The 24,319-nt window shown below is 65.4% G+C and carries 22 protein-coding genes; 7 read left to right on the forward strand and 15 right to left on the reverse strand.

The window, feature by feature from the left end; all coding sequences use genetic code 11:
* Window positions 1-126: 126 nt before the first annotated feature.
* The 3 genes from SB786_RS06295 (at window position 127) to SB786_RS06305 (ending at window position 3,857) form a co-directional block, all read left to right on the forward strand.
* Window positions 127-957 carry a TetR/AcrR family transcriptional regulator gene (locus SB786_RS06295; protein ID WP_410726761.1) on the forward strand — a complete coding sequence of 277 codons (831 nt, stop codon included), beginning with the start codon at window positions 127-129 and terminating at the stop codon, window positions 955-957.
* Between the two features lie 192 nt (window positions 958-1,149).
* Window positions 1,150-2,904 (forward strand): AMP-binding protein, encoded by a 1,755-nt coding sequence (locus SB786_RS06300; protein WP_410726762.1) that lies wholly within the window; start codon window positions 1,150-1,152, stop codon window positions 2,902-2,904.
* A gap of 29 nt (window positions 2,905-2,933) precedes the next feature.
* A complete protein-coding gene (locus SB786_RS06305; RefSeq protein ID WP_410726763.1) occupies window positions 2,934-3,857 on the forward strand; it encodes a DUF1571 domain-containing protein in 924 nt (307 codons plus the stop codon).
* A gap of 27 nt (window positions 3,858-3,884) precedes the next feature.
* Here the strand turns inward: SB786_RS06305 and SB786_RS06310 are convergent, their stop codons facing one another.
* The gene (locus tag SB786_RS06310) at window positions 3,885-4,166 is read right to left on the reverse strand and encodes a hypothetical protein (protein WP_410726764.1); all 282 of its coding nucleotides are present in this window, start codon (window positions 4,164-4,166) and stop codon (window positions 3,885-3,887) included.
* A 294-nt stretch (window positions 4,167-4,460) separates the two neighbouring features.
* On the opposite strand from SB786_RS06310, the gene hfq reads away from it, so the two are divergent.
* Window positions 4,461-5,051: an RNA chaperone Hfq gene (hfq, locus tag SB786_RS06315; protein WP_410726805.1), complete on the forward strand. Its 591-nt coding sequence runs from the start codon at window positions 4,461-4,463 to the stop codon at window positions 5,049-5,051.
* 83 nt (window positions 5,052-5,134) lie between these two features.
* On the opposite strand, the gene SB786_RS06320 is transcribed toward hfq, so the two are convergent.
* The 14 genes from SB786_RS06320 to SB786_RS06385 all read right to left on the reverse strand — a co-directional run bounded on the left by SB786_RS06320 (window position 5,135) and on the right by SB786_RS06385 (window position 18,737).
* Window positions 5,135-5,842: a DUF2968 domain-containing protein gene (locus SB786_RS06320; RefSeq protein ID WP_410726765.1), complete on the reverse strand. Its 708-nt coding sequence runs from the start codon at window positions 5,840-5,842 to the stop codon at window positions 5,135-5,137.
* Between the two features lie 54 nt (window positions 5,843-5,896).
* The gene (locus tag SB786_RS06325; RefSeq protein WP_410726766.1) at window positions 5,897-7,288 is read right to left on the reverse strand and encodes a sigma 54-interacting transcriptional regulator; all 1,392 of its coding nucleotides are present in this window, start codon (window positions 7,286-7,288) and stop codon (window positions 5,897-5,899) included.
* Between the two features lie 17 nt (window positions 7,289-7,305).
* Entirely contained in the window at window positions 7,306-9,171 is a 1,866-nt protein-coding gene (locus SB786_RS06330; protein ID WP_410726767.1) for a TadG family pilus assembly protein, read from the reverse strand.
* Window positions 9,172-9,182: 11 nt separating this feature from the next.
* Window positions 9,183-9,620, reverse strand: a complete 438-nt coding sequence (locus SB786_RS06335) for a DUF3613 domain-containing protein (protein WP_410726768.1) — start codon at window positions 9,618-9,620, stop codon at window positions 9,183-9,185.
* Complete coding sequence (locus tag SB786_RS06340) at window positions 9,538-10,425, reverse strand: pilus assembly protein (RefSeq protein ID WP_410726769.1); 888 nt, start codon at window positions 10,423-10,425, stop codon at window positions 9,538-9,540. The genes SB786_RS06335 and SB786_RS06340 overlap by 83 nt, the downstream gene beginning before the upstream one ends.
* A gap of 24 nt (window positions 10,426-10,449) precedes the next feature.
* The gene (locus tag SB786_RS06345) at window positions 10,450-11,463 is read right to left on the reverse strand and encodes a type II secretion system F family protein (protein WP_410726806.1); all 1,014 of its coding nucleotides are present in this window, start codon (window positions 11,461-11,463) and stop codon (window positions 10,450-10,452) included.
* Window positions 11,464-11,467: 4 nt separating this feature from the next.
* Window positions 11,468-12,445 carry a type II secretion system F family protein gene (locus SB786_RS06350; RefSeq protein WP_410726770.1) on the reverse strand — a complete coding sequence of 326 codons (978 nt, stop codon included), beginning with the start codon at window positions 12,443-12,445 and terminating at the stop codon, window positions 11,468-11,470.
* Window positions 12,438-13,802, reverse strand: coding sequence for a CpaF family protein (locus tag SB786_RS06355; RefSeq protein ID WP_410726771.1), 1,365 nt, complete (start codon window positions 13,800-13,802; stop codon window positions 12,438-12,440). The genes SB786_RS06350 and SB786_RS06355 overlap by 8 nt, the downstream gene beginning before the upstream one ends.
* A gap of 3 nt (window positions 13,803-13,805) precedes the next feature.
* Complete coding sequence (locus SB786_RS06360; protein WP_410726772.1) at window positions 13,806-15,086, reverse strand: fimbrial protein; 1,281 nt, start codon at window positions 15,084-15,086, stop codon at window positions 13,806-13,808.
* A 45-nt stretch (window positions 15,087-15,131) separates the two neighbouring features.
* Window positions 15,132-16,466 (reverse strand): type II and III secretion system protein family protein, encoded by a 1,335-nt coding sequence (locus tag SB786_RS06365; RefSeq protein ID WP_410726807.1) that lies wholly within the window; start codon window positions 16,464-16,466, stop codon window positions 15,132-15,134.
* Between the two features lie 64 nt (window positions 16,467-16,530).
* The gene (gene cpaB / locus SB786_RS06370; RefSeq protein ID WP_410726773.1) at window positions 16,531-17,436 is read right to left on the reverse strand and encodes a Flp pilus assembly protein CpaB; all 906 of its coding nucleotides are present in this window, start codon (window positions 17,434-17,436) and stop codon (window positions 16,531-16,533) included.
* Between the two features lie 88 nt (window positions 17,437-17,524).
* Window positions 17,525-17,995: a TadE/TadG family type IV pilus assembly protein gene (locus tag SB786_RS06375; protein ID WP_410726774.1), complete on the reverse strand. Its 471-nt coding sequence runs from the start codon at window positions 17,993-17,995 to the stop codon at window positions 17,525-17,527.
* Window positions 17,992-18,492: a prepilin peptidase gene (locus SB786_RS06380; RefSeq protein WP_410726775.1), complete on the reverse strand. Its 501-nt coding sequence runs from the start codon at window positions 18,490-18,492 to the stop codon at window positions 17,992-17,994. The genes SB786_RS06375 and SB786_RS06380 overlap by 4 nt, the downstream gene beginning before the upstream one ends.
* Before the next feature lie 80 nt (window positions 18,493-18,572).
* A complete protein-coding gene (locus SB786_RS06385; protein ID WP_410726776.1) occupies window positions 18,573-18,737 on the reverse strand; it encodes a Flp family type IVb pilin in 165 nt (54 codons plus the stop codon).
* A gap of 664 nt (window positions 18,738-19,401) precedes the next feature.
* Here SB786_RS06385 and SB786_RS06390 point away from each other — a divergent pair.
* From SB786_RS06390 to SB786_RS06400, 3 genes are all read left to right on the forward strand, one after another.
* The gene (locus tag SB786_RS06390) at window positions 19,402-20,985 is read left to right on the forward strand and encodes a collagen-like triple helix repeat-containing protein (protein ID WP_410726777.1); all 1,584 of its coding nucleotides are present in this window, start codon (window positions 19,402-19,404) and stop codon (window positions 20,983-20,985) included.
* Window positions 20,986-21,025: 40 nt separating this feature from the next.
* A complete protein-coding gene (locus SB786_RS06395) occupies window positions 21,026-22,375 on the forward strand; it encodes a collagen-like triple helix repeat-containing protein (RefSeq protein ID WP_410726779.1) in 1,350 nt (449 codons plus the stop codon).
* A gap of 145 nt (window positions 22,376-22,520) precedes the next feature.
* Window positions 22,521-24,206: a ShlB/FhaC/HecB family hemolysin secretion/activation protein gene (locus SB786_RS06400; RefSeq protein ID WP_410726780.1), complete on the forward strand. Its 1,686-nt coding sequence runs from the start codon at window positions 22,521-22,523 to the stop codon at window positions 24,204-24,206.
* The last annotated feature ends 113 nt before the right edge of the window (window positions 24,207-24,319 follow it).

The following is a 24,319-nucleotide window of genomic DNA, read 5'->3' on the forward strand; positions in this document are numbered from 1 at the left end:
GAATTTGTCCAGATTCCCCGCTTGCCCGCGCCGCCTGCATTTTTTTATCTTAATAAAAACGGCTGTTTGAATTACATAATCAAATCACCTGTTCGCGGCCGCGCGACCGGCATAGGGAGGCGGGACATGGCAGTAAGTCAGGAGGGGCGATCGTCCGCGGGACGGCCGTCCGGGACGCGGGCACCCGGCAATCGGCAGGCCGGCGGAACGAAGGCGCGCATCCTCGACGCGGCCGAGGACCTGTTCATCGAGCATGGCTTCGAAGCGATGTCGATGCGGCAGATCACGTCGCGCGCGGCGGTGAACCTCGCCGCGGTCAACTACCACTTCGGCAGCAAGGAAGCGTTGATCCACGCAATGCTGTCGCGTCGGCTCGACCAGCTCAACCAGGAACGCCTCGGCATCCTCGACCGCTTCGATGCGCAGCTCGGTGCGCACATCACCTGCGAGCACGTGCTCGGCGCGATGTTCATTCCCGCGCTGAAGGCGTCGCGCGACCCCGATCGCGGCGGCCCCGCGTTCCTTCGCTTGATCGGCCGCGCATACACCGACCCGTCGCCGTTCGTGCGCAACTTCCTGACCGCGCACTATGCGAGCGTCGCGGGCCGCTTCTTCGATGCGTTCCAGCGCGCGCTGCCGCATCTGCCGCGCACGGAGCTCGGCTGGCGGCTGCACTTCGCGATCGGCGCGCTGTCCGGTGCGCTTGCCGGCGCCGAAACCGAAAGCCTGATCGACGAATTCTCGCAACGCCGCACGATGAACGACGTGCAGATGATCGCGCGGCTGTCCTCGCTGATCGTCGCCGCGCTGAAGGCGCCGATGCCCGACAGCACGCAGCTGTCGATCTTCGCGGCCGTGCTCGACGATGCGGGCGCGAGCGAAGCCTTCGGGCTGTCGCCGGGTACGGGTACGGCCGCGGCCGCGGTCGATACGGCGACCGCGCATTCGGCGAGCTGATTGCGTCACGCCGCGCAGGCGGCGATTCACGATTTGGGCGGCCCGGGCCGGCGTGGATGCGCCGGCCCGGGCCGTACGAATGTCATGCGGCGGGAGCCACGGCTGGCCGGCTTTCGTCGACGAAAAGCATGGGACGAGCGCAACGCGCCGAAGCGCCGACGCTCGTCCACCGCACAGCATTGGAGACACATCATGTCCTCGTCCGCAGCAACCGCAACGACCCAGCTCCCGCCGAACAGCGACGGCGTCTGGTACGCGTCGTATCCGCCCGGCGTGCCGCACGAGATCGACGTCACGCAATACACGTCGCTCGTGCAGTTCTTCGACGAATGCACGACGCGCTTCGCCGAGCGGGTCGCATACGTGAGCGCGGGCGCATCGATGACCTACCGCACGCTCGCGCAGAAAGTCGAAGCGTTCGCGTCGTATCTGCAAAGCACCGGCGTGAAGCCGGGCGACCGCGTCGCGATCATGCTGCCGAACACGTTCCAGTACCCGGTCGCGCTGTTCGGCACGCTGAAGGCCGGCGCGATCGTCGTCAACGTCAATCCGCTCTATACGGCGCGCGAACTCGCGCATCAGCTGAAGGACAGCGGCGCGCAGACGATCGTCGTGTTCGAGAACTTCGCGCGCACGCTGCAGGAAGCGCTGCCGGAAACGCAAGTGAAGAACATCGTCGTCACCGCGCTCGGCGACCTGCTCGCCGACGGTTTCAATGCGAAGGGACGCCTGATCAACTTCGTGCTGAAGCACGTGAAGAAGCTGGTGCCCGACTACAGCCTGCCGCAGGCGATCCGGCTGCGCTCCGCCCTCGCGCTCGGCGCGCGCGTCAAACCGCAGCCGGTGCCGACGACGCGCGACGATCTCGCGTTCCTGCAATACACCGGCGGCACGACCGGCGTCGCGAAAGGCGCGATGCTCACGCACGGCAACCTGATCGCGAACCTGCTGCAGGCCAAGGCGTGGATCGCCGATCAGATGTCGGGCGACGTCGAGACGGTGCTGACGCCGCTGCCGCTCTATCACATCTACTCGCTGACGGTGAACGCGTTCATCTTCATGGGGCTCGGCGGGCGCAACATCCTGATCGCGAACCCGCGCGACATGACGATGGTGATGAAGATCATCCGCAACGAAACGTTTACCGGGATCACCGGCATCAACACGCTGTACAACGCGTTCCTCGACAACGAGGAATTCCGCAAGCGCGACTTCTCGCAGCTCAAGCTCGCGATGGCGGGCGGGATGGCGATGCAGCGCGCGGTCGCGGAGCGCTTCCAGGAGGTCACGGGCCGGCCGGTCGTCGAAGGTTACGGGCTCACCGAATGCTCGCCGATCGTCACGATGAATCCGGTGAACCTGAGCGACATGGCCGCATTCAGCGGCTCCATCGGCCTGCCCGCTCCGTCGACGCTCGTGCGCTTTCGCCGCGAGGACGGCACCTGGGCCGCCGTCGGCGAGCCGGGCGAGCTGTGCGTGCACGGGCCGCAGGTGATGCGTGGCTACTGGCAGCGGCCCGACGAGACCGCGAAGGTGATCGACGCCGACGGCTGGCTCGCCACCGGCGACATCGGCGTGATGGACGAGCGCGGCTTCATCCGCCTCATCGACCGCAAGAAGGACATGATCCTCGTGTCGGGCTTCAACGTGTATCCGAACGAGATCGAGGAAGTGCTGGTGATGCATCCGGGCATCAGCGAAGCCGCAGCGATCGGTATCCCGGACGAAGTCCAGGGCGAACGGATCAAGGTCTTCGTCGTGCGCCGCGACCCGGCGCTGACGGTCGACGACGTGCTCGCGCACTGCCGCAAGAACCTGACCGGCTACAAGATGCCGAAGGTCGTCGAGTTCCGCGACGCGCTGCCGCAGACCAACGTCGGCAAGATCCTGCGCCGCGCGCTGCGCGACGAGGAGGTCGCCAGGATCAAGGCCGCGAAACAAGGCTGAACGACGCATCGCTCCGGGAGACACTGTCGATGAACGAAGGAAACAAGCGCCGCGCGACGCAGGCTACGCGTACTGCCGCAGCAGTCGCCTGCACGCTGTTGCTCGCGCAGCCGGGCCTGCATGCGCAGGAAACTGCCGATGCCGCGAGCGCGACGCAGGCGGCCGCCCTGCCGGCGGAGCTGGCGAAGGTCACGCACGAGCCGCTCGCTCAGCAGGCGCGCTGGCTGCGCACGGCCGCCCAGCGCGGCACGCTCGCACAACTCGACGATGCGACGCTCACGACGCTGTTCAAGGCGCTCGATCCGCTCGCCGTGCCGCTCTACATCCGCAATGGTCCCAACGGTTATCCGTCGTACCAGTTCACGGTGGTGCGGCAGGAACGCATCAGCGGGAAATGGTCCGACACGCCCGATCGCATGCTCGTGAAGACCACCCGCGAGCCGCTGCGGGTCTATGCGAAATGGCTGCCCGGCGGCGCGCATGCGGGACAGGAGACGATCTACGACACGACCCAGCGCAAGGACGAGATGTACGGCCATCTCGGCGGCCTGCTCGGCAAGATTCCGTTGTGGACGGCGCTCGACGGCGCACTCGCCCGCGCGCAGTCGAATCACCAGGTCAAGGATCTCGGCACCGAGTTCATCACGAACCTGTACCTGACCGAAGGAAAGAAATACCAGGAAGCCGGTGTGCAGCGGCCGACGCAGGTAGAAGCGAAGACGATGGGCGGTGTGCGCGTCGTCGCGCTCACCTACGAGACGCCGACCGGCCGGCCGCAGTTTTACGCGAAGAAGGAAACGCTCGGGCTCGACCTGCACGCGCCCTACTTCCGGACCGTCGAATCCTATGACAACGACGGCAAGATCTTCGAGCGGATCATCATCGAGAAGATCGCGCCGGCAACGCTCGACGAATCCGCGTTTGACCCGAAAAACCCGGACTACGCATTCTGAGCGTCGACGGCGCACCGCATGTCGCGCTCAGTCGTCGTCATCGTCGTGGTGATGCTTGTGCCAATGCTTGTAATAGTGCTTGCGCCATTTCCGGTAACGGTCGTCGTCCTCGTCGCCGTCGTAGCCGTATCCGTAACCCGGATACGCGACGACCGCCGGCTGCGGCGCCACATAGACCGGTGCCGGCTCGACATAGACTGGCGCGACCGGCACGCCGATGCCTACCGACAGGTCGACGTGCGCCATTGCACTGGCGGAAGCGAGCAACGCCACACTCCCGATCGATACCGCCCATCCCCTCTTGTTCATGTTTCCTTCCCTCATCCGCCGGCCTGCCCGGCACGCGCGATGAAGATAAGCCGACCGCGCCGGGCCAGGTGCTACGCCGCTGCGAGAGTCGTAACGCGACGTAACGAAACGGCACTAGCCATTTGGCCGAATCGCGAAAACGCGCTGGAACGTCTATAGTGGGTTACGGTTCGACACAATCACGAGCGCGCGCTGGTGGAACGAACAGGGTAAAATCCCGCCAAACACCTGGTGGGCGACCACGCCATCCACACGCACAACATATTCTCTGACGCAGGCTCCTGCCGCACCTCAATGGCCAATCCCGCAGAATCCCATCCGCAAAACGACTTCATCAATTCGGCGCGCAAGGAACGTAAGCGTGTTGAAATCTATCTCGTCAACGGCATTCGTCTGACGGGGTGTATCGAGTCGTTCGACCAGTACCTGGTGATGCTGCGCACCCCCGTGGGTCTGCAAGGCATCTACAAGCGTGCGATTTCCACGATCCAGCTCGATACGGGCGGCTCCCGCCCGGGCGGCGGCGGCCCCCGCGGCCCGCGTACCGGCGGTCGACCGGGCGGCCGCGAAGGCGGTGGTCACAGCCCGTACGGCTCGCACGGCGGCTCCCGCGAATCGCGCGGCGACGGCGGCTACGGCTCGCGCGAGCCGCGTGAAGGTTACGGCTCGCGTGAACCGCGCGAAGGCTATGGCTCCCGCGAACCGCGCGAGGGTTATGGCGCGCCCCGCGAAGGTTACGGCGCGCCGCGCGAACCGCGTGAAAGCTATGGCGCGCCGCGCGACGCCGGCGACGCATCGGGCAACACGTCGCCGTCCGATACCCGCGGCGGCAACGGGCCAGTGATCGTCACGCGCCGCCGGCGAATCGTGCCGGACGGCCAGTAAGACAAAAGGGCAAGCCAACCGGCTTGCCCTTTTTCCTGGTGGGCCGGCGCGGCATGTCGCCGCACCGGCCGTACCGTGGTCGCTCAGTGTGCCTTCACCGGCAAGCCTGCGTTGGCCTCGCGCTGCAGCGAACGCACCTGCTGCTGCAATGCGCGCAGTTGCGACTGAAGCTCCGCCTGCTGCGCCTGCAACGCCGCCGTTTCATTGCGGACGCTCTTCTGGCGATCCACGACCGCAGCCTGCTGCTCGCGTGCGATGGAGATGTCGGCCTGCAGACGCCGCGCCCTGTCCTGCGTGAGCGCGATCTGCCGGTCCGTCTGGGCCTTCTGCGATTCCAGCTTCGCCGCACGCAATTCGTTGACGGCCAGCCGTTCCGCCTGACGCGAGAAATCGCGATAGACCGCTTCCGCCCGCGTATCGTCGTAAGTCTTGATCACGCGCCAGAACGCCTTCTGCTGGAACAGCGCGACGAAATAGGCACCGTCCTTCACGCTGAACAGCAGGCTCGCGCCGTAGCTGCCGTTATAGCTGGTGCGCATTTCCGTCAGCGAATGCGCCTGGATCTGGCGCTGCAGCTCGTCAACCGTGCTCGGCCCGGTCGTCTCGCCCGCCTCCGGCTGCACCGAGGTTTGCACCTGCTGATCCAGCACCGGAATCGCCGCAACCGGTGCCGACGCCTGCTGTACCGCCGGTGCGCCATTGCCTGCCAATCCCTGCGCGTACGCGCCCGGCACGCCGCCCATCATGGCGAGCACCACGCACGCCCGTCCCAACCCCGTCATATGGCTCATGAATTTTTATTCCCGCCCGTGTCGTTGTAATTCAGCGCGATTTTATCTCATTAATTACTCGCTTTCGCGGGTCTCGGGCTCTTCGTCGAATATCTGATATTTACGCATCTTTTCCCACAACACCTTGCGGCTGATGCCGAGCTGCAGCGCCGTATCCTGGCGCCGCCAACCGTTTGCATCCAGGGCCGCGATCACGCGGCTGCGCTCGTTCATGTCCCACTTGCTTCGGTCGACGAAAACTTCCGCCGCGCTTTCCACCGGCACCGGCTGCGCCGAGTTGCGCGCATGCGCGACCAGCCGCTGCAGCCGCGCCGCGTCCCAGCCGCCCGTCTGCCGCACCGTCACGCCGACGCGCTCCGCGAGGTTGCGCAGTTCGCGCACGTTGCCGGGGAAATAGCTGTCCGCGACCGCGTCCGCGAGCCAGTAAGGCAGATCGGACAGCTGCGCGAGCCGCTCGTCGCCCACCACGTCCGCGACGAACGACTTGAACAGCGCAATCTTGTCGACCGCGCCCCGCTCCTCCAGCGACGGAATGCTCAGCTCGATCACCGCGAGCCGATAGTAAAGATCCGCGCGGAACAGGCCGTCCTTCACGAGCTGCGGCAGCTTCTTGTTGCTGGCCGCGACGAGACGAAAATCGACCTTGATCGGCGACGTCGCGCCGACCCGCAGCACGGCGCCGTCCTCGAGCACGCGCAACAGCTTGACCTGCTGGTACAACGGCAGGTCACCGACTTCGTCGAGGAACAGCGTGCCGCCCGCCGCCTGTTCGAAATAGCCTTTATGCGCGACAACCGCGCCGGTGAACGAACCTTTCGCATGTCCGAAGAAGAGAGATTCGAACAGGCCGTCGGGGATCGCGCCGCAGTTGACCGGCACGAATTCGCCGTTGCGATAGCGCGAATGCTTTTCGTGGAGCAATTGCGCGATGCGTTCCTTGCCGACACCGGTTTCGCCGTGCAGGAGCACGTTGGTGTCGCAGTCGGCGAACGTGTCGACCTCGTGCAGCAGCGCCTGCATCGACTCCGAGTGCGCGACGAGTTCGGACGGTTGCAGGGTTTCGGCCGCGTGCGCGCGCAGCTGCGTGACGAGCTTGCCGATCATCCCGCGCAGTTCGGCGCAGGTGAAGTCGAGCGGCAGAATGTGCGAATAGTCGGGCGGATACTGCGATGCGTCGTGGTCGCGCGCCGCGCCGACCCAGACGACCGGCATGCCGATGTTGGCTTGCCAGTCGCGCAGGAACGCCGCGCCGGTTTCAATCATCGTCACGCTGATGATCGCGAGCGATGGCCGCAATGCGGCGCGCTCCGGCGAGATTTCCGCATTGTCGGCGCGGATCACTTCGACGTCGAAGCTCGCCATGCAGCGGGCAACGCGGTCGACAATGTCCGCCTTGCCTTCCCAGACGTACAGATCGAGTTCTGCGATTGCGGGCGTGTTTCTCATCGGGTGGTCTTGCTTCTCTAATTACTGACAGTTTGCGCAGCGCCGCAGGTCAGCGACATCTGATGTACCGTGGCGGCACCGAGCTGGACGCCAAGCAGATCCAGCAGCGGATCGATGATACCGTCCAGCGCGCTCAACAGCGGACTCAAAACACCGGTCAGGACCCCCAGCAGTTTCGGAATGAAATCCGGTGTGATCGGGACAGTGACGAATCCGAACAGCAGATCCACTTTCGGCGTGATCGTGGCCGAGCTCAGACCAGCCAATGCATTGCTCACGGCCGAACCCAGCGCATTCGTGTTGGTGGTCCAGTAGTAGGACGGATCGCTTCCGCCTCGTCCGTTAAATGTCTTGGTCGCCGTGTTGCCGGCCAGATTCACCGACACGTTGGAGACGGTCGCGGAAACTTCGACCGCGCCAGCCAGTAGCAGCACGTCGAGCACCTTGGCGGGCGTCGAGCAGCTGTAGGTCGCCGGCAGGTTCAGCACGTTGCCGCTGAGTGGCGGCTGGCCGATACATAGATTCGCGACGCTCGGTTGCGCGCTGATCGTGGCCGAATTCGGCAAGGTCAGGCAATTGGTCGACAACAGCGTTGCGCTGCCCGCGCCGAGCTGCACGTAAAGCGGCAGATACACGTTCGCGGACGCCACGACCGGCAGCGGATTCACACCGAGGTTGACGAGCAGATAGAGGCCGATCTGCGCATTCGTCGCGACCGTGCGCCACGCGCCGGTCGCGTCCTTCCCGCCTTCGCCCACCGCGATGGTCGGCGGGCTGATGACCTGCACCTGCAACTGCGCGATCGATACGGAATTGCCGTTCGGCAGCGCAAGCGGCACATTCGCGCCGATTACGACGCCCGGCTTGCCGCTCTGTGCGATCTGCGCCATCGCCATCACGAGATCGAGCACGTTTACGGTTGCATCGGCCGCCGCCTGCGCGTTCGCGAGGCCGAGCGTGAGCAGCGACGTGGCACTCTGTCCGGTCAGGCGCGCGACGTTGATGCTGGTATTGCTGAGCAGGCTCAGGTTGAGGATGCTGTTGAGTGCGCCGGTAGCACTCGACTGCACAGCGGTGCCGAGGGCGGTGGTCTTCCCGACTGCCGCCACCGTCGCCTTGAGCAGCGTGCCGACCGATGCCTGCGCATTGACCAGACCGCCCATCGTCCCGTTGCCTACCGACAGCGACTGCAGTGCGACAGCGATATCGCCCAGCTTGACGTTCGCGCAGGCAAGCCCCTGATAAGACGCAAGATTGAGCGTCAGCGGCGTACCGCCCTGGCCTTGCAGCAGCGCGCCCAGCAGCGCATTCACCAGACCGGGATTGCCGGTCGGCACACCCGAGCAGCCGACTCCACCGACGGCGGCCAGCGTCGCGCCGATCGAGAACGTGTCGATGTTGGTCGCCTTCGCGGTCGACGTGGCGATCACGGTGCGCGTCGGTCCGAAGAAGAAATACGGTATCGACTTGGAAATCGTGACCCGGACCGCATTCAGCTGGGTGAGCATGGGAACCGATGTCTTCGACGAATAGAAACTGTTCGACGTCCCGGTGGCCGTCGGTGCCCAATAACCGCAATCGGCCGACAGGGTCGTGGTGCCGCCGACGGAAAAGCCGTTCGTCGACGCGTTATTCGTGGCCACGCTCGTCACGTTCGCACACGCATCGTCCAGCCGCTGGACCGCGGCCAGCGCCGCGAGATCGGCGACGCGCTGCATGTCGCGACGGGCCAGGAACACGTTGCCGATGTCGACCGAACCGAGAATGACCATCGCCAGCAGTATCCATACGGACGCCATGACGACGACCGCACCGCGCTGTCGGCGCGGCGCGGCGTGTCCCCGTCCGGTCACTCGATTCGATGAATGGCGAGCCGCGATCATTACCGTCTCGCTCAATACGATTGCATGGAATGCTGTCCGCCGGAGCCGCCGCTGCCGTTCGCGTTGACCGGTGATCCCAGCGACTCCGGAATCTTGTGCTTGAACGAATCGAGATAGCGCTGGTAGCTGAGCGACGCGGTATCCCCCAACATCGGCAACGCCGGTCCGGCCGCACGGTTGTCCCGCTGCAGCGCAAGCAGCGCGTCGGTCGAATGGCCGACTTCCGCCGCCGACGGCGTCGATTCCGCGCAATGCGCCGCAGTGGCGGCGCCCAGCAATGCAACCACTGTGATGCCGCGATGCAGCCATGCAAGGCGTCGATTGAAACGTTTGTCGTTCGTCATGTCACTTCCCCCGAATGCTTTGTCATTGTGCGAACCGTTGCAGCAGCGGCGCGGTGGGATCGAATCCCTGAATGTTCGCGACTGGCGACGGCCGCCGTGAGACATCGGCGCCCGACACGTCGACCACGCTGCCCGAGCCGACCGGCGTCACCGTCGCGACCGAGGCCGGTGGCGGTGCCGCGCGGCGCCACGCACGCGCTGCCGCCGTGATTTTCGTCGCGTCGCCGCGGATGTCGTTGCGCACGTCGGCCGACAGCTTCTGCTGTGCCATCAGCCGCTGCGCGTCGCGCGTACGGCCGGACGCGAGCAGATACAGCGCCAGGTTGCTGATGATCTTTGGATTGTTCTGGTCGAGTTCAGCCGCCTTCATCAGCGGGATGCGCGCACCGTCGATATCGCCGCCGCGCAATTTTGCGTAGGCGAGATCCGACAGCGTCGCGGCATCGGTCGGTGCCAGCACCGTCGCCTGCGACAATGCCTGCGCGGCGCGCGGGAAATCGCCCGCGGCACCGGCGATCAGCCCCAGCCCGCGATACCCACGCGCCGCAAGCGGCGTGTTGAGCAGTTGCGTATAGACAGCGGTGCTCGCAGCCGGCTGGTCGGTCATGCGCAATGCATCGGCGCGTAGAAGGAGGGTCTGCGGTGACGCACCATACTGCTTCTCGTACGCATCGATATGCGCGAGCGACGCGTAATACAGTCCTTGCGACTGCATCCGCTCGATCAGGCCCAGATACATGCCGGGCGTATCGGGTGCTGCCTGTTTCTGTGCCGCGGCGTCCATCAATGCCGCACGCTCCGCCTGCGGACCGACGCCGTACCCGCTTTCCTTGAACGCCGAACACGCGCAGAGCAGGCTCGCCATCGCCAGCATCCCGGCCACTTTCGCGACTTCATCGATGCGTTTCATTTTCCGTCCTTTCCCTTCCCTGCATCAGTGCTGCGCCTGGCTCAGCGCGCGCAACACAGAGATCATCCCCGGCCCGGCCGTCACGATCAGCAGCGCGGGCAGAAGCGTCACGATCATCACGCCCGTCATCTTCACCGTCAACCGACCGATGCGCTCGCGCAGCATCGCACGACGGGCCTCGCGCAAGCGTTCGCCGAACTGCTTGAGCGGCTCCTGGACCGCGCCGCCGTGCTTGTCGACCTGTATCAGCAATCGCACGATGGCGCGCAGATCCTCGTTTTCAAAACCCGACGACAACCGCTGCAACGACTGTTCGCGTGTTCGCCCCGCCGCGAACTGCCGTTGGGCGATTTCCATTTCCGACGAGAGCACGGGCATCATGCCCTTGAAGTCGTTCGTGACGACCTGAATACTCTGATCGAGCGACAAGCCAACCCCTTGAAGCAGACGCAGCATGTCGACCAGCAGCGGCAACTCGTCGGTCACCGCTTGTCGACGCTTCGCGGCACGGCGCCTGAGGTAGAGCTTCGGCACCATGAATCCGACGATGAACGAAATACCCGCGCCCAGCCACCACTGCGTGCCACTCACATGCGGCCCGACCACGCCGATGTATGCGAGCGGAATGACGATCGAGCAGGCGATCCGCGCACTCAGGAACAAGCCGCGCGTGCGCGTATCGACAAAACCGCATTGCTCGAGCAGCAGCCGATCCTCTTCGGCCACGACCAGCCGACCGATACCGGTATCCAGCCAGCGCATCCCGAACACCGACAGACGCGCCTGCATTTGCGCGAATCGCGACGGCTGACCGGGTGCCTGCCGGGCGTCCGGCTCGTTCCGCAACGATTCGTCCGCATCCTGGGCCGCCCGCCCGCTTGCGGCCGCCAGCGCTGCAAGCCGCCGCTCGAGTGCGTCGGTCAGTGTCCGGCCGCTGCGCGATTGCGCATTCGCGCTGCGAATCGCGAGCAGCGCCAGCAACAGGATGCCCAGCGCGCCAAGCACCAGTGCGAGCGAACCAAGTTGATTGGCTGTCATGCCGTCACCTGAGTTTGGCCATGTGATAAAGCCAGATCCCGCCCGCTGCCTGCAGCATGAAAGCGAGGACCAGCAACTGGCGACCGGTGTAATCGTTCCACATCGACTGGAGATAGAGCGGATTGGTCGCAATGACGAAGCTGCCGATCGCGATCGGCAGCATGACGAGCACCCATGCAGACAAACGCGTTTCCGACGACATCGCCTCCAGTTCCCGCTCGGCTTGTTCGAGATCGCGCATGAACGTCGACATCCGGTCGAGCATGATGTCCGCGCGACCGCCGTACCGCACCGACAGCCGCAGCACCGACCCGACCAGTTCGAACTCCTTCGTGTGGTACACGTTCGCGATATGCATCATCGCGCGGTCGATCTCGACGCCCGTCCGCAGCATCCTCGACACATGGTCCAGGCAGCCGCGCAACGGCGCCTCGGTGGTCTGCAGCGCGGCCTGGAACGCGGCCGGCACGCTATTGCCCAGCGTCACCAGCCGCACGATGCCGTCCAGAAACGACGGCAACTGACGAACGATCATCTGGCGCCGCCGATGTATGCGCGACACCAGCCAGAACACGAGCAGCGCAGCGCCGCAGACGAGCGCGGCGATGCCGCCGAGCCAGCCGCCCCGATCGCCGGCGGCAAACGCGGCTCCGGTCAGCGCCAGCAGCGCCAGCAGCGCAAGCAGCGCTTTGCCGCGCGCGTCCTCGATTCCCGCACGGCTTGCCACGTTGGCGAAATACTCGGTCGCGACTGCGCGCCAGCGTCCCCATTGCGAAGCTGGTACGCCGGCTGACGCGCGTGCCGCGGCGGGCGCAACCGGCCGGGCTTGCTGCTGAGGCACACCGCCCGCTCGCGCGCCGGGTTCGATCCGGCTGTCGATGAAGCGCTGCACGTCGGCGCGATCGCGCTTCATCTCGCCGTGCCGCCACAGCATCAGCGCGGCGGCCACGAGCAGAAGCGCCATTGCCAGCACGCTATACATTGAAACCCCCGCCGCCGCGGCCGAACCCGCCGCCGAACCCGCTACCGCCGCCACTAGCGCCGAAGCCGCCCTGCAGCGTCTGACGGAAGCGGGCGAGCTTCGGCGAGTGCGGATGAATGCCGAGCGATTCCCAGGTGTCGACTTCTTCACCTTCGGGCGTCACGCGCGCCTCGTAACGATACAGTTCCTGCGTCGCGATGATGTTGTCCGACAGGCCGGTTACCTCCGTAATCGACAGGATCCGGCGCCGGCCGTTGGACAGACGGCCAATTTGCACGATGAAGTCGATCGCGTTCGCGATTTGCCGGCGCAGGCTCGACTCGGTGCCCTGGAATCCGGCGAAGCCGGCCAGCATCTCGAGACGATAGAGGCACTCGCGCGGCGAACTCGCATGCACGGTCCCCATCGAGCCGTCGTGACCCGTATTCATCGCCTGCAGCATCTCCAGCACCTCGCCGCCGCGCACTTCGCCCACGATGATCCGGTCCGGACGCATCCGCAACGTATTGCGCAGCAAATCGCGAATCGACACGACGCCTGTGCCGTCAAAGCCGCCGGGCCGGCTTTCGAGGCGCACGACGTGCGGGTGATTCAGCGACAGTTCGGCCGTATCCTCGATCGTCACGACGCGCTCCGGCTCGGGAATGTGGAACGCGAGCGCATTGAGCAGCGAAGTCTTGCCCGAGCTCGTGCCACCCGACACGAGGATGTTGCAGCGCGCCTCGACCGCCGCCTCGAGCAGCGCGCCGATTTCCGCATTGAACGTGCCGTTGCCGAGCAGATCGGCCGGCTTGAGCGGATCCTTGCGGAATTTCCGGATCGACACGACCGGCCCGTCGATCGACAGCGGCTCGATCACCACGTTGACACGCCCACCGTCCGGCAGGCGCGCATCGACCATCGGATTCGATTCGTCCAGGCGCCGGCCGATCGGCGCAAGGATGCGCCGCACGATACGCAGCAGGTGCGCGTTGTCCGTAAAGCGAATCGGCAGCTTGACCAGGATCCCGTGGCGCGACACGTAGATATCGTTGTAGCCGTTGATCAGGATGTCCTCGACATGCGGATCGGCGAGCAAGTCCTCGATCGGCCCGAACCCGGCAAGCTCCTTGGTCAGCGCCTCGGCAATCGTCCTGACCTCGTTCTCGTTGAGCGGGATGCGCCGCAAACGCACGAAGCTGTCGATTTCCAGGTCGACGAACTGGTTGATTGCCTGGCGCGACCAACGACCGAATTCGGCCCCCAGTTCCTCAATGCGCGTCAGCAAATGTTCGTGCGCGGCATTCTTGATGTCATGGAACTGCTGCGACTGGGAGAACGGCGCGGCGCCGTCGGCAAATTGAATGTCGTGTGCCATCGCTTACGAACGCTTGGACGAAGGTTGAATGAAACGCTTGAGCACGGACAGGCCCGAAGCGGCGCTCTTTGCTGGCGCCACCGTGCCTGCCAGTCGCTCCGCGAGCGGCTCGAGCGCACGCACATACGGATCGCGCTCCGACATGTCGACGATCAGTCGCCCCTGGTTGGCCGCCTGCCCGATCGACACGCGCCGCGCAGGCAGCGTCGTCAGCAACGCGATGCCGAGCCGGTCTGCGATCTGGGCCGGCGTCAGGCTCAGTGCCGCGTCGTACTGGTTGACGACGAGACGCATCTTGCCGAGGTCCATCCCCGCATCGCGCAGCCCCTCGAGCAGATCGACCGCGGAGACGATCGACGCGACGCCCTGGTCGCAGACCAGCCACGCCTCGTCGGCAACCGCCGCGATCTGCGCGACGAACTCCAGGTTCGTAAAGCCGCCCAGATCGACAATCTGCTGATCGAAGAATGCGCGCAGCCGGTTCAGCAGGCCGACGCAGGCCGCATACGACACGTCCCGCAAATCGGCGAGGTTCGGCGGCAGCGTCGTCAACGCGACGCCGCTCGCGTGTCGGGCGAGGGCCGTGTTGACGAAGGTCCGGTCGATGCGGCGCAGGTTGCGCACGGCCTCGACGAAATGGAATTCGCAACGCGTGTTGAGAAAGAGTGCGCTATCGCCCGCCGGCAGACCCAGGTCGACGAGCGCCGTCTGCCGGGCAAGCGGCGTGGCAACACCGAAGGCAGGCGCGTCGCCGGCGACGATGCCTGCAGCGCCGCGCTTGTGCAGCCATACGGCGAGATTCGATGCGAGCGTACTCACGCCCATCCCGGCGCGCGCACCGAGCAGCGCGACCAGCTTGCCGTGGCGATTGGCCGGTTCCGCGCCGGCGTGCTCGAGCAGTCCGCGCGTGATACGCAATGCGTCTTCCGCACTGCCGGAAACGTCGATGAAATCGCGCACGCCGGCCCGTAGCGCAGCGAGCGCGCTTTCCGGCTGCGCCAGCGTACCGAGCGCGACGACCGGCAGGCTCGGGTGTGCAAGACGCACCGCCGCCGCGGCAGCACTCGCTTCGGCCTGGGCACGGGAAAAATCGATGAACACGATCGCGGGGTTGAGCCCGAGGATGCGTTGGGCCAACGCGCCGGGCTCCAGCGATACCGCTTCCACCATGCCGGCCGAGACGAGCGTATCCCGCAGCCAGCGGAGATGCTCGTCTTGGTGGGATGCGCATACAAAATAATCAGTCACGGCGGGCTCAGCCAATGAAAGGGTTCTCGCGTTCATGTTGAATACCCCCGAATCCATATCGCGCGATGCCGCGCCGTGCGGTCATTTCGAAAATCCCGGCGCGGCATCCGGGGAAGCGATACCGCCAAGATACGAGCGCCAGACAGGGCCGTCGCGCTGCTCGGACAATTCGCCCGGCGTGGCCGGCAGCGGTGCGCCCTTCGCGATCGGCGCCACCAGATGCGGCGTCACGATGATCACCAACTCCTTGTCGTTCTGCTGGTAATTCAACGACTTGAACAACGCACCGATGATCGGCAGATCGCCCAGGACCGGCACCTTGCTGATGTTCGACATCGTTTCGCGGTCGATCAGACCGCCGATCACAAAGCTCTCGCCATCGCCCAGTTCGACCGTCGTATCCGCGCGCCGGGTCGTGATGGCCGGCACCGACACGCTGTTGATCGTTACGCCATGCTGAAAGTCGAGCTGGCTCGATTCGGGCGCGACCTTGAGCGCAATCCGGCGCTGGCTCAGCACGGTCGGCGTGAGCGTCAGACCAACGCCGTACTGCTTCCAGTCGATCGCCGTCGAGCCGAGTGCCTGCGGCACCGGTACCGGGATTTCGCCGCCCGCGAGAAAACTTGCGCTCTGCCCCGACAGCGCCACCAGCGTCGGCTGCGCAAGCACGCGGGCCAGGTTGTTCGCTTCGAGAATCGAAATATTGCCGAAAATGCCGCGACCGGCGGAATTCACGACCAGGTTGAACGCCGACGCGATCGGAATGCCGGCCGTCGCCGCGAAGCCCGGCGTCGCGCCGCCCGTCACGGACTGAAGGCCGCCCGGCGAAAACGCACCGAACGCGAACCCGTTGCTCTGCTTGAAGAAGTTCAGCCCCGCTTCCTTCAGCACCGAGCGGCTGAATTCGACGACGCGCACGTCGACCTGCACGACGCTCCGGTTACCCACCGTCGACGCATCCATTACCGTGCCGTCCTTGCCGCCCATCCGCTTGCCGACGGCCACGGCCCGTTCATGCGCATCGAGCGACGCAGAGGAGCCGGACAGGACGGCGGCTCCGCCGTATGCCTTGACCTTCGGCCCCGAACCATCCAGTGCCGCCTGAGCGGCCGCATCGACGACATTGACGTTCCACACCGTCGGCTCGTCGCGGCCCCGCTCCCACAACAACACGTTCGTCGAACCCGGTGCCTTCGCAACCAGCAGCACCGATCCGGCATGGCTCCCCTTCATGACCAGCACGTCGACGACGGCGGGATCGCCAACCGCAATCCGTTGCAGCGTTCGGCCGGCAGCAACCTGTCGTTGCGAGCCGACCGCGAGGTCAATCGACGCGTTCGTACCGGCAGCCTCCGTCAGGACACCAAAGGTCATGGCCCAGATAGCAATCGCGTATGCAATCAGTTTGTTTGTCATTGTGTCGGGGCCGTCGCGCGGCCTTCTCTCTTCCGTAGCTGCTGTCGATGATCGTACGTTGATGTCAATAGGCCACCGTTTCGGCACGCCCGCCACGAATGACTTCGATGCTGCTGCCGTTCCCCCGGGCCATGACAGGCGCGCGCGGGACGACCGGCGCGCGGGGCGTACCGCGTGCACGCCCGCCCGACAGGTCGTCCAGCCATACGCCGCTCGCGGCCTGCGCCGACGGCGTCGCGTCCCCGCTCCCTGTACGAACCGCGACCGTCTGTGTCGCGATTTCGGTGTCGCGCGGATTGCGCAGCGCGAGCGTCAGACGACCGCTTGCCTCGGCGAGCGTGAGCGCATCGACCTGTGCGGTCGGCACGGCGAGCACCGCGGTCCGCACCGCGCCGCTCGGTCCGCCACCGCCGTCCCGATCGGAGGTCGCATCGCCAAACGACAACACACGGACCTTCGACAGCAGCAGGCGCGCCTGCGTAGCGGGAATCTCCGAATTCGTCTGGGCGCCGCCGGATCCGTCACGCCGCAGATTCAGGAATACGTCGACAAAATTGCCGGGCCGCAACCGGTTGCCGACCGCGTTCGATTCGTCGACCTTCACGGCGATGGCTCGCTCACCAAGCGCCACCTGGTCGGCCAGTCCGGAGGTCAACCCACCTTCGAGCACCGGTGCTGCGGCAAGAATGTCGTTTGCCGGCACGCGACCGACAAGGGCCGTCGGATCGCTGAACCCGCCAGTCGGCATCATGGGAACCTGTGCAAGCTTCAATGCATCGGCGGGAATCGGCTGGCCGGCCGGCAGCAAGCGCGCGGCCACGACGATCGGCACCGATTGCGCCGCGACAGTCGGCGTTGCCACAACCGGCGGATGAGCCGGCGCGCGACCAAGCGTCCATGCATAGATCCCGAGCAGAACTGCGATTGCGATCAGCAGCCCGGCGACGATCTTCGTCAAGTTGTTGGCCATGGTGAATGTCGGTGCCGTAGATTGATGTTGTTATGTTCGAGCGTGGACACCGCTGTGTGCATGTGACCCGCCGTGTATGCTGCCCGGCTCATAAGATGGTTGCCGGATTGATCTGGACGGTGGCCGTGCCGGTAAGCTGCTTCGGCGTGACGAGACCCAGCAACGGCAGAGACGGAACCAGCGGATGCGCCTGGTACGGATAGGTCACCGTGACTGTCACGCAATACATCGTCGGGTCGTAGCTGCAGGTTCCTGATACCGGCGTCGGGATCTGGACATGGGCCAGCCATGAAGTGAGGCCGACAGCCGTCGTCTTTGCTGCGCTGGCCCGGTCCGTCAGCGCCTGCGTGCCCGAACCGTTGGCCTCATACACATAGTTCAGTGCCGAACGCGCCCCCTCGGTCGCGGCAAGCGTGAGGCCCTGCTGAACCGCGAAAATCAGCCCGAACGTCACGATCGCGTACAGAATCAGGAAAAACAGCGGAAATACCAGCGCGAATTCGACGGCAGTCGCTCCTCGTTCCCTCGAGCGCGCGGCCGGTCGATACTGTCGTTTCATCGCCCGCTCCAGGTAACGACCAGATAGCCCAGCCAAATTGCCGCGGGAACGACGAGACACGCCGCGTACGGTGTCGAGCGCCGTCCGCCGAGCGCCATTGCCGGCAATCCGCGCACCCATAACGCGCCGAGCGGCGTGCGGGTGAGCAACATCAATCCAAGGACGTGCGCGCCGGCGGCAAGGCTGGCAATAACCCACAGCCAAAACAATATCGGCAAACCGCACCACGCACCGAGAACCGCGAATACCTTGATGTCCGCCGCACCCATGACGCGCATCGCAAAAAGCGGGAAGAAACTGACCAACCCGACCAGCAAGCCGATCAATGCCTGCCCGGTCGAAATACCAAATGGATTTGCGTGTATCAGTGAACTGACGAGCGCAGCAGTGCCTCCGCAGATGACCAGCGAGTTTCGAACGAGCCGAAATCGAATATCACCGGCAGCAACAAGAGCGGCCCAGGCAAAAAAAATGCTGGTGCTGAGGAGATGTGCCATATCGCGAACGATTGCGCATGCCGATGTAACGGCGAGCGAGCCGCGACCGCGACTCGCTCGCCCCCAACGAACTGCAATGGTCAGGGCAACGAACTGGCAATCGTGGAGAACAGAAGCGAGATCTTCGTGCCGATGGTCGTCACGCTGGTAATGATCAAGGCCGCAATCAGACCCGCAATCAGCCCATACTCGATCGCGGTAACCCCGTCTTCTTCCTTGAGGAAGCGCTTGATAAGTGCTTTCATTTTTTAATTCCTCGTGCCTGTATGTACGTTTTTGGCCTTTTATACGTTGTACATCCCCCGTATAACCGGCCCTTGCCCCGCGCCGTTCGTTACTGTGTAACGACGACCGGGTGCGCTTTCTTTATATGTCACCCCGAAGGGCATGTATCACAATTTGATGGAAGTTAACATTCGCGATAGTGACCCTCCTCGAACGTCGTGTACCGACCCGTACATTTCCTTACATCTGCTCCGGATTCTATATCCGATCCTATTTAAGTTCCAACCTCTTTCAAGACCGGTCGAAAAAACTTTCCGAGAGCACAGCGCATTTGTACGGCGTTTCGGTACGTCTTACACATAGGATTTACGATAGGTTAGATGTGCATGCCTAATCCACCAGTAAAACAACAGACCGCCCGCGGGGCCTCCGTATCGGCCCCACGTTACGCCGCACGCGTAACGCCAATGTTGTGACGTTACGTTACGAAACGGCCGGAACCGTTCTCATCTGACTGCCTTTAAACATTTTCAACAATCTTTCAATTCCCCCAAATTCCTTTTCCGACAAGGAATTGCGTCGTTTAAAACCAATCGTCGAACCGATGCCTCTCGAAATGGCACGACAGTTGCAGAGTAATCCTCGCATCACTCAACACAACATCAGCTTCAATGCGAGGACGAAATGGACATTCAGGTTATCCCCCATGGCATGCTTCGGACGACTATGATCGCGGCCACCGTAGCAGCCATGCTTTCCCTCTCCGCGTGCGGCGGCTCAGGTTCCATCAGCAAGGGCATCAGCGGCGGCTCCAGCTCGGGCGGCGGCGACTCGATCTCCACGTCGGGCGGCGGCACCTCGGGCGGCACGTCCGGTTCGACGAGCGGCAGCACCTCGGGTAGCACCAGCGGCTCGACCAGCGGCAGCACGAGCGGTTCGACGAGCGGCAGCACCAGCGGAACGACGAGCGGAACGTCCAGCGGTACGAGCGGCACCTCCGGTGTGTCGTCGAACCCGGTGGGGAGCGTCCTCGCAAAGGGCAGCAACCTCGTCACGGATCTCGGTGGAACCGTGTCGAACCTCGGCAGCACCGTCGCGAACCAGTCGCTGCCCGGCGTCGACCCGGCCACGACGCAGGCCGCGGGCGGCATCATCCAGCACGTCGGCGGTGCGGTCACGGCGCTCGGCAATGGCGTGGGCGACGGCCTCGGCCAGCTCGGTGCGGCGAAAGACCCGGTCGGCGTCACGGTCGCCAGCACGGGCGGCGTCGTCAACCAGCTCGGCGGCGCGGTCACGCAGACCGGCAACCTGGTCACGAGCCTCGGCAGCGGCCCGCTGTCGCCGCTCGCTCCTGTCACCGGCGCCGTCGGCGGCCTCGTGACGCAAGTCGGCAACGCGGTATCGAACGGTGGCACCACGCTGTCCAACGCGCTGTCGACCGGCCCGATCCAGCAGGTCACGCAGACGGTCAGCTCGGTCATCACGCCGATCACGACGATGGTCGGCCAGACGACGCAGACGATCGGGACGGCCACCGGCCTCGGCGCCCCGGTCAACACGCTGCTCGGCACGCTCGGCAACGGCCTGAACCAGGCCGGCGCGCTGATCGCCTCGACGGGCGGCAACCCCGTCACGACCGGCCTCGGCAATACGGTCTCGTCGACCGGCAATACCGTGAAGGCTGTCGGCGGCCTGCTCACGGGCAGCACCGGCGGCGCGACCAACCCGCTCGCACCGCTCACCGGCCTCCTCTCGACGGTCACCGGCCCGCTCGGCGGCGCAACCGGCGGCACCAGCGGCGGCCCGCTCGCTCCGATCACCGGCCTCGTCTCCACCGTCACCGGCGCACTCGGCGGCGCAGCGGGCGGCACGAGCGGCGGCCCGCTCGCTCCGGTCACCGGCCTCGTCTCCACCGTCACCGGTGCACTCGGCGGCGCAACGGGCGGCAACAGCGGCGGCCCGCTCGCTCCGGTCACCGGCCTCGTGTCCACCGTCACCGGCGCACTCGGCGGCGCGACGGGCGGCACGAGCGGCGGCCCGCTTGCCCCGGTCACGGGCCTCGTCTCCACCGTCACCGGCGCGCTCGGCAGCGTAACGGGCGGTGGCAATCCAATCGCCGCTCCGGTCCCCGCGGTCACCAGCACGGTCGGCGCACCGTCACTGAGCGGCACCACGGGCGCCGTGACGAACTCGGGCTCGGGTTCGAATCTGCTCGCACCTGTCACGTCGCTGATCGGCGGCCTGCTCGGCGGCACGCACGGCAAGTAACCAGACATCCATTCATCGACAAGACAGCGAGGAGTCCATCATGTCCCAGCAACGTTCCATCACGACGGTCGCCCTGCGCCAGTGGCGCATGCCCCTCACCGTGTTCGCCGCTGCGTGCCTGCTGGCCGCTTGCGGCGGCAACAGCGTCAGCACGCCGCCGACCAGCAACAACGGCGGCAGCTCCAGCGGCACGAGCGGTACCAGCGGCACGAGTGGCACCAGCGGTACGACGACCGGCACCAAGGGCGTCGTCAGCACGGTCGGCCAGACCGCGACCGACCTCGGCAGCACGGTCGGCAACATCAGCGTGCCGGGCCTCGGCGACGGCGTGACGAAGGGCGTAGGCAGCACCATCTCGAGCACCGGCACGATCGTCGGCGCGGCCGCCGACGCGTTGAGCAACGGGCTGGGACAGACCGGCACGATCAAGGACCCCGTCGGCACGACGGTCGCCGGCCTCGGGAACGTCGTCGGCGCGACGAGCAACACCGTGTCCGGGCTGAGCTCGACGGTCAAGGCGCTCGGCACGGGGCAACTCTCGCCGCTCGCCCCTGTGACGACGCCGGTCGGCACCGTGCTCGACACCGTCGCCAACGGTCTGACGGCCGCCGGCACGACGATCGGCTCGACGCTGTCGTCGGGTGCCGTGCAGCAAGTGACGCAACCGCTCAGCTCGGCCATCACGCCGCTGGTGATCACGGCGGGTCAGGTCACGCAACAGGTCGGCACGACCACGGGCCTCGGACAACCGGTATCGGGCCTGCTCGGCCAGGTGGGCGGCGCGATCAGCTCGGCGGGCAAGCAGGTGGCCAGCACGTCGAATCAGCCGCTCGTCGGCGATGTCGGCCAGCTCGTCACCGCGGTCGGCAACACCGTGACCAACGCGGGCGGCCTCGTGAACCCGAACGGCCCGAACGGCGCGGCACCGATCCCCGGCCTGATCACGAGCCTGGTCGGCGGCTCGACCACTACCGTTCAGAACGGCTCGTCGTCGGGTTCCAGCTCGACGAACCCGCTCGGCGGCCTGCTGTCCGGCCTCGGCTCGACGCCGCTCGGTTCGCTCACGGGCGCAGTCGGCGGCGCAACGGGCAGTTCGGGCAGCAATCCGCTCGCGCCGGTCACGGGGCTCGTGTCGACGGTAACGGGCACGCTCGGTGGCGCGACGGGTGGCGCAGGCGGGGCAAACCCTCTCGCGCCGGTCACCGGTTTGCTGAATACTGTCACCGGAACAGTCGGCGGTGCAGCGGGTTCCGGGGCTTCGTCGAATCCGCTCGCGCCGGTCACGTCGCTCGTCGGCGGCGTGTCGGGGACGGCCTCGCCGGGCGGCTCGACGGGCCTCCTGGCGCCGGTAACGGGGCTGCTTGGCACGTTGGGTAGCGTCGGCAAGTAAGGAGGACGGTCGCGCCTTTGCAGCCGGAGCAGGAGGCGCGGCCGTACAAAACACAACCGGCAATGCGGCACGCGGCGCGCGACACCCCGATGTCGCGCGCCCGCATTAGAACGAAGACGAAAAGAAAGGCCTACGAGGAAGAACAATGAAATCCAGATTCGACACATGGATGATGCTGCTCGCCATCGCAGCAGCAGGCACGGCACAGGCACAGACGCGTGCAGCAGGCAACCCGCTCGACTCCCTCCCCCAGATCAACGCGCCGAAGAAAGGGCCGAGCGTCACCGTGCAGGTCGCGCCGCAGGCACCGCAGTTGCAGGAGCTGCTGTCGCGGCACGTGACACCGACAACGTTCCAGGTCGAAGGCGTGAAGTCGGTGCCGTTCGATGAAATCTCCCGTCGCTTCACGCCTCTCGTCGGCAAGGACATCACGATCGGCGAGCTGATCGAAACCGCCAACGGCGTGACCAAGCTGTACCAGGATCGCGGCTATGCGCTGTCGTTCGCGTTCATTCCCGCGCAGACGTTCGAGAACGGCGTCGTGCGTGTCACGGTCGTCGAAGGCTACGTGTCGGACGTCAAGGTCACCGGCAAGCCCGGCGCGATGGAATCGAAGATCCGCGCGATCGCCGCGCACATCACGGCCGATCGCCCGCTGCGCCGCGCGACGTTCGAACGCTACGTGAACACCTTCGGCCTCCTGCCCGGCGTCACGGTGAAGGCCAACGTGCCGCCGCCGCAAACGACCGACGGGGCGACGACGCTCGAACTCGCCGTCGACCGCAAGGCATTCAACATCAGCACCGGCATCGATTTCAATCACCCGGGCGTCCAGGGGCTCATCACCGCGACGGAGAATGGCCTCACGTCGTTTGGCGAGCAATTGAGCATTTCCGCGCTGGTGCCGCCCGGACGCGACAAGCAGACCTACGTCGCATTCAGCGGCGCGGTGCCGGTCGGCAGCAGCGGCCTGGTCACGCGCCTCGACGCCAGCACGTATCGCGGCAAGCCGACCGACAACCCGGGCCTGCCGTCGACCGTCGAGCGCACGGTCAAGAACGAGAAGCTCGGTCTTTCGGCCTCCTATCCGTTGCTGCTGAACAACCAGCGCAGCTTGCTCGGCACCGTGTCGGGCTATGCGTCGCACAACGAAGACCGCTACCAGAACAAGATCACCGGCAACAGCATCGACACGCGCTCGCAGGTCCGTGTGCTGCAGATGCAGCTCGACTACACGAGCGTGTCGGCCAAGCAAGTACAGAAGCTCAGCGTCAACGTCGCGAAGGGCCTCAACATTCTCGGCGCGTCGAAATCGCAGGACATCACGATCGGCTCGAACACGACGTCGGTGGACAGCCCGATTTCGCTGACGTTCGTGCGCACCGGCGCGACCTTCACGCAGACCAACGAATGGCCGTTGAAGATCGGCACGTCGGTCTCGCTGACGGGCCAGTACAGCCCCGATTCACTGCCGACGTCGGAACAGATCTCGTTCGGTTCGACGCGCTATGCGCTCGGCTACCAGCCCGGCGAAACATCGGGCGACTCGGGTTGGGGGATGTCGCTGGAGGTCAATCGCGCCTTCACGCCGGGCTGGACGTACATGAAGTCGATCACGCCGTACATCGCTTATGACAGGGCACGCGTCTACCTGCATACGGGCACGCCGTCGCCGAGCCGCTTGTCGTCGGTCGGTATCGGCGTACGATTTACGGACAGCCGCTACTACAGTCTCGACCTGAATATCGCGAAGCCGGTCGGCGATGCACCGGTTGAAAGCGCATCGCGCAGCCCCCGCGTGAATGCCGCGTTCTCGTATCAGTTGAACTGATCGGTCACCAGACAGCTCGCGTCTCGCGCGCTGTTTGGATTAGAGCCCCCTCTATCAAACGCAGCGCGCGGTTTCACGTATTCTGGCAAAGCTCGCAACATGCCACCGCCCCA

It is taken from the genome of Burkholderia sp. SIMBA_062 (assembly GCF_046534765.1).
Classification (GTDB): Bacteria; Pseudomonadota; Gammaproteobacteria; order Burkholderiales; family Burkholderiaceae; genus Burkholderia; species Burkholderia ambifaria.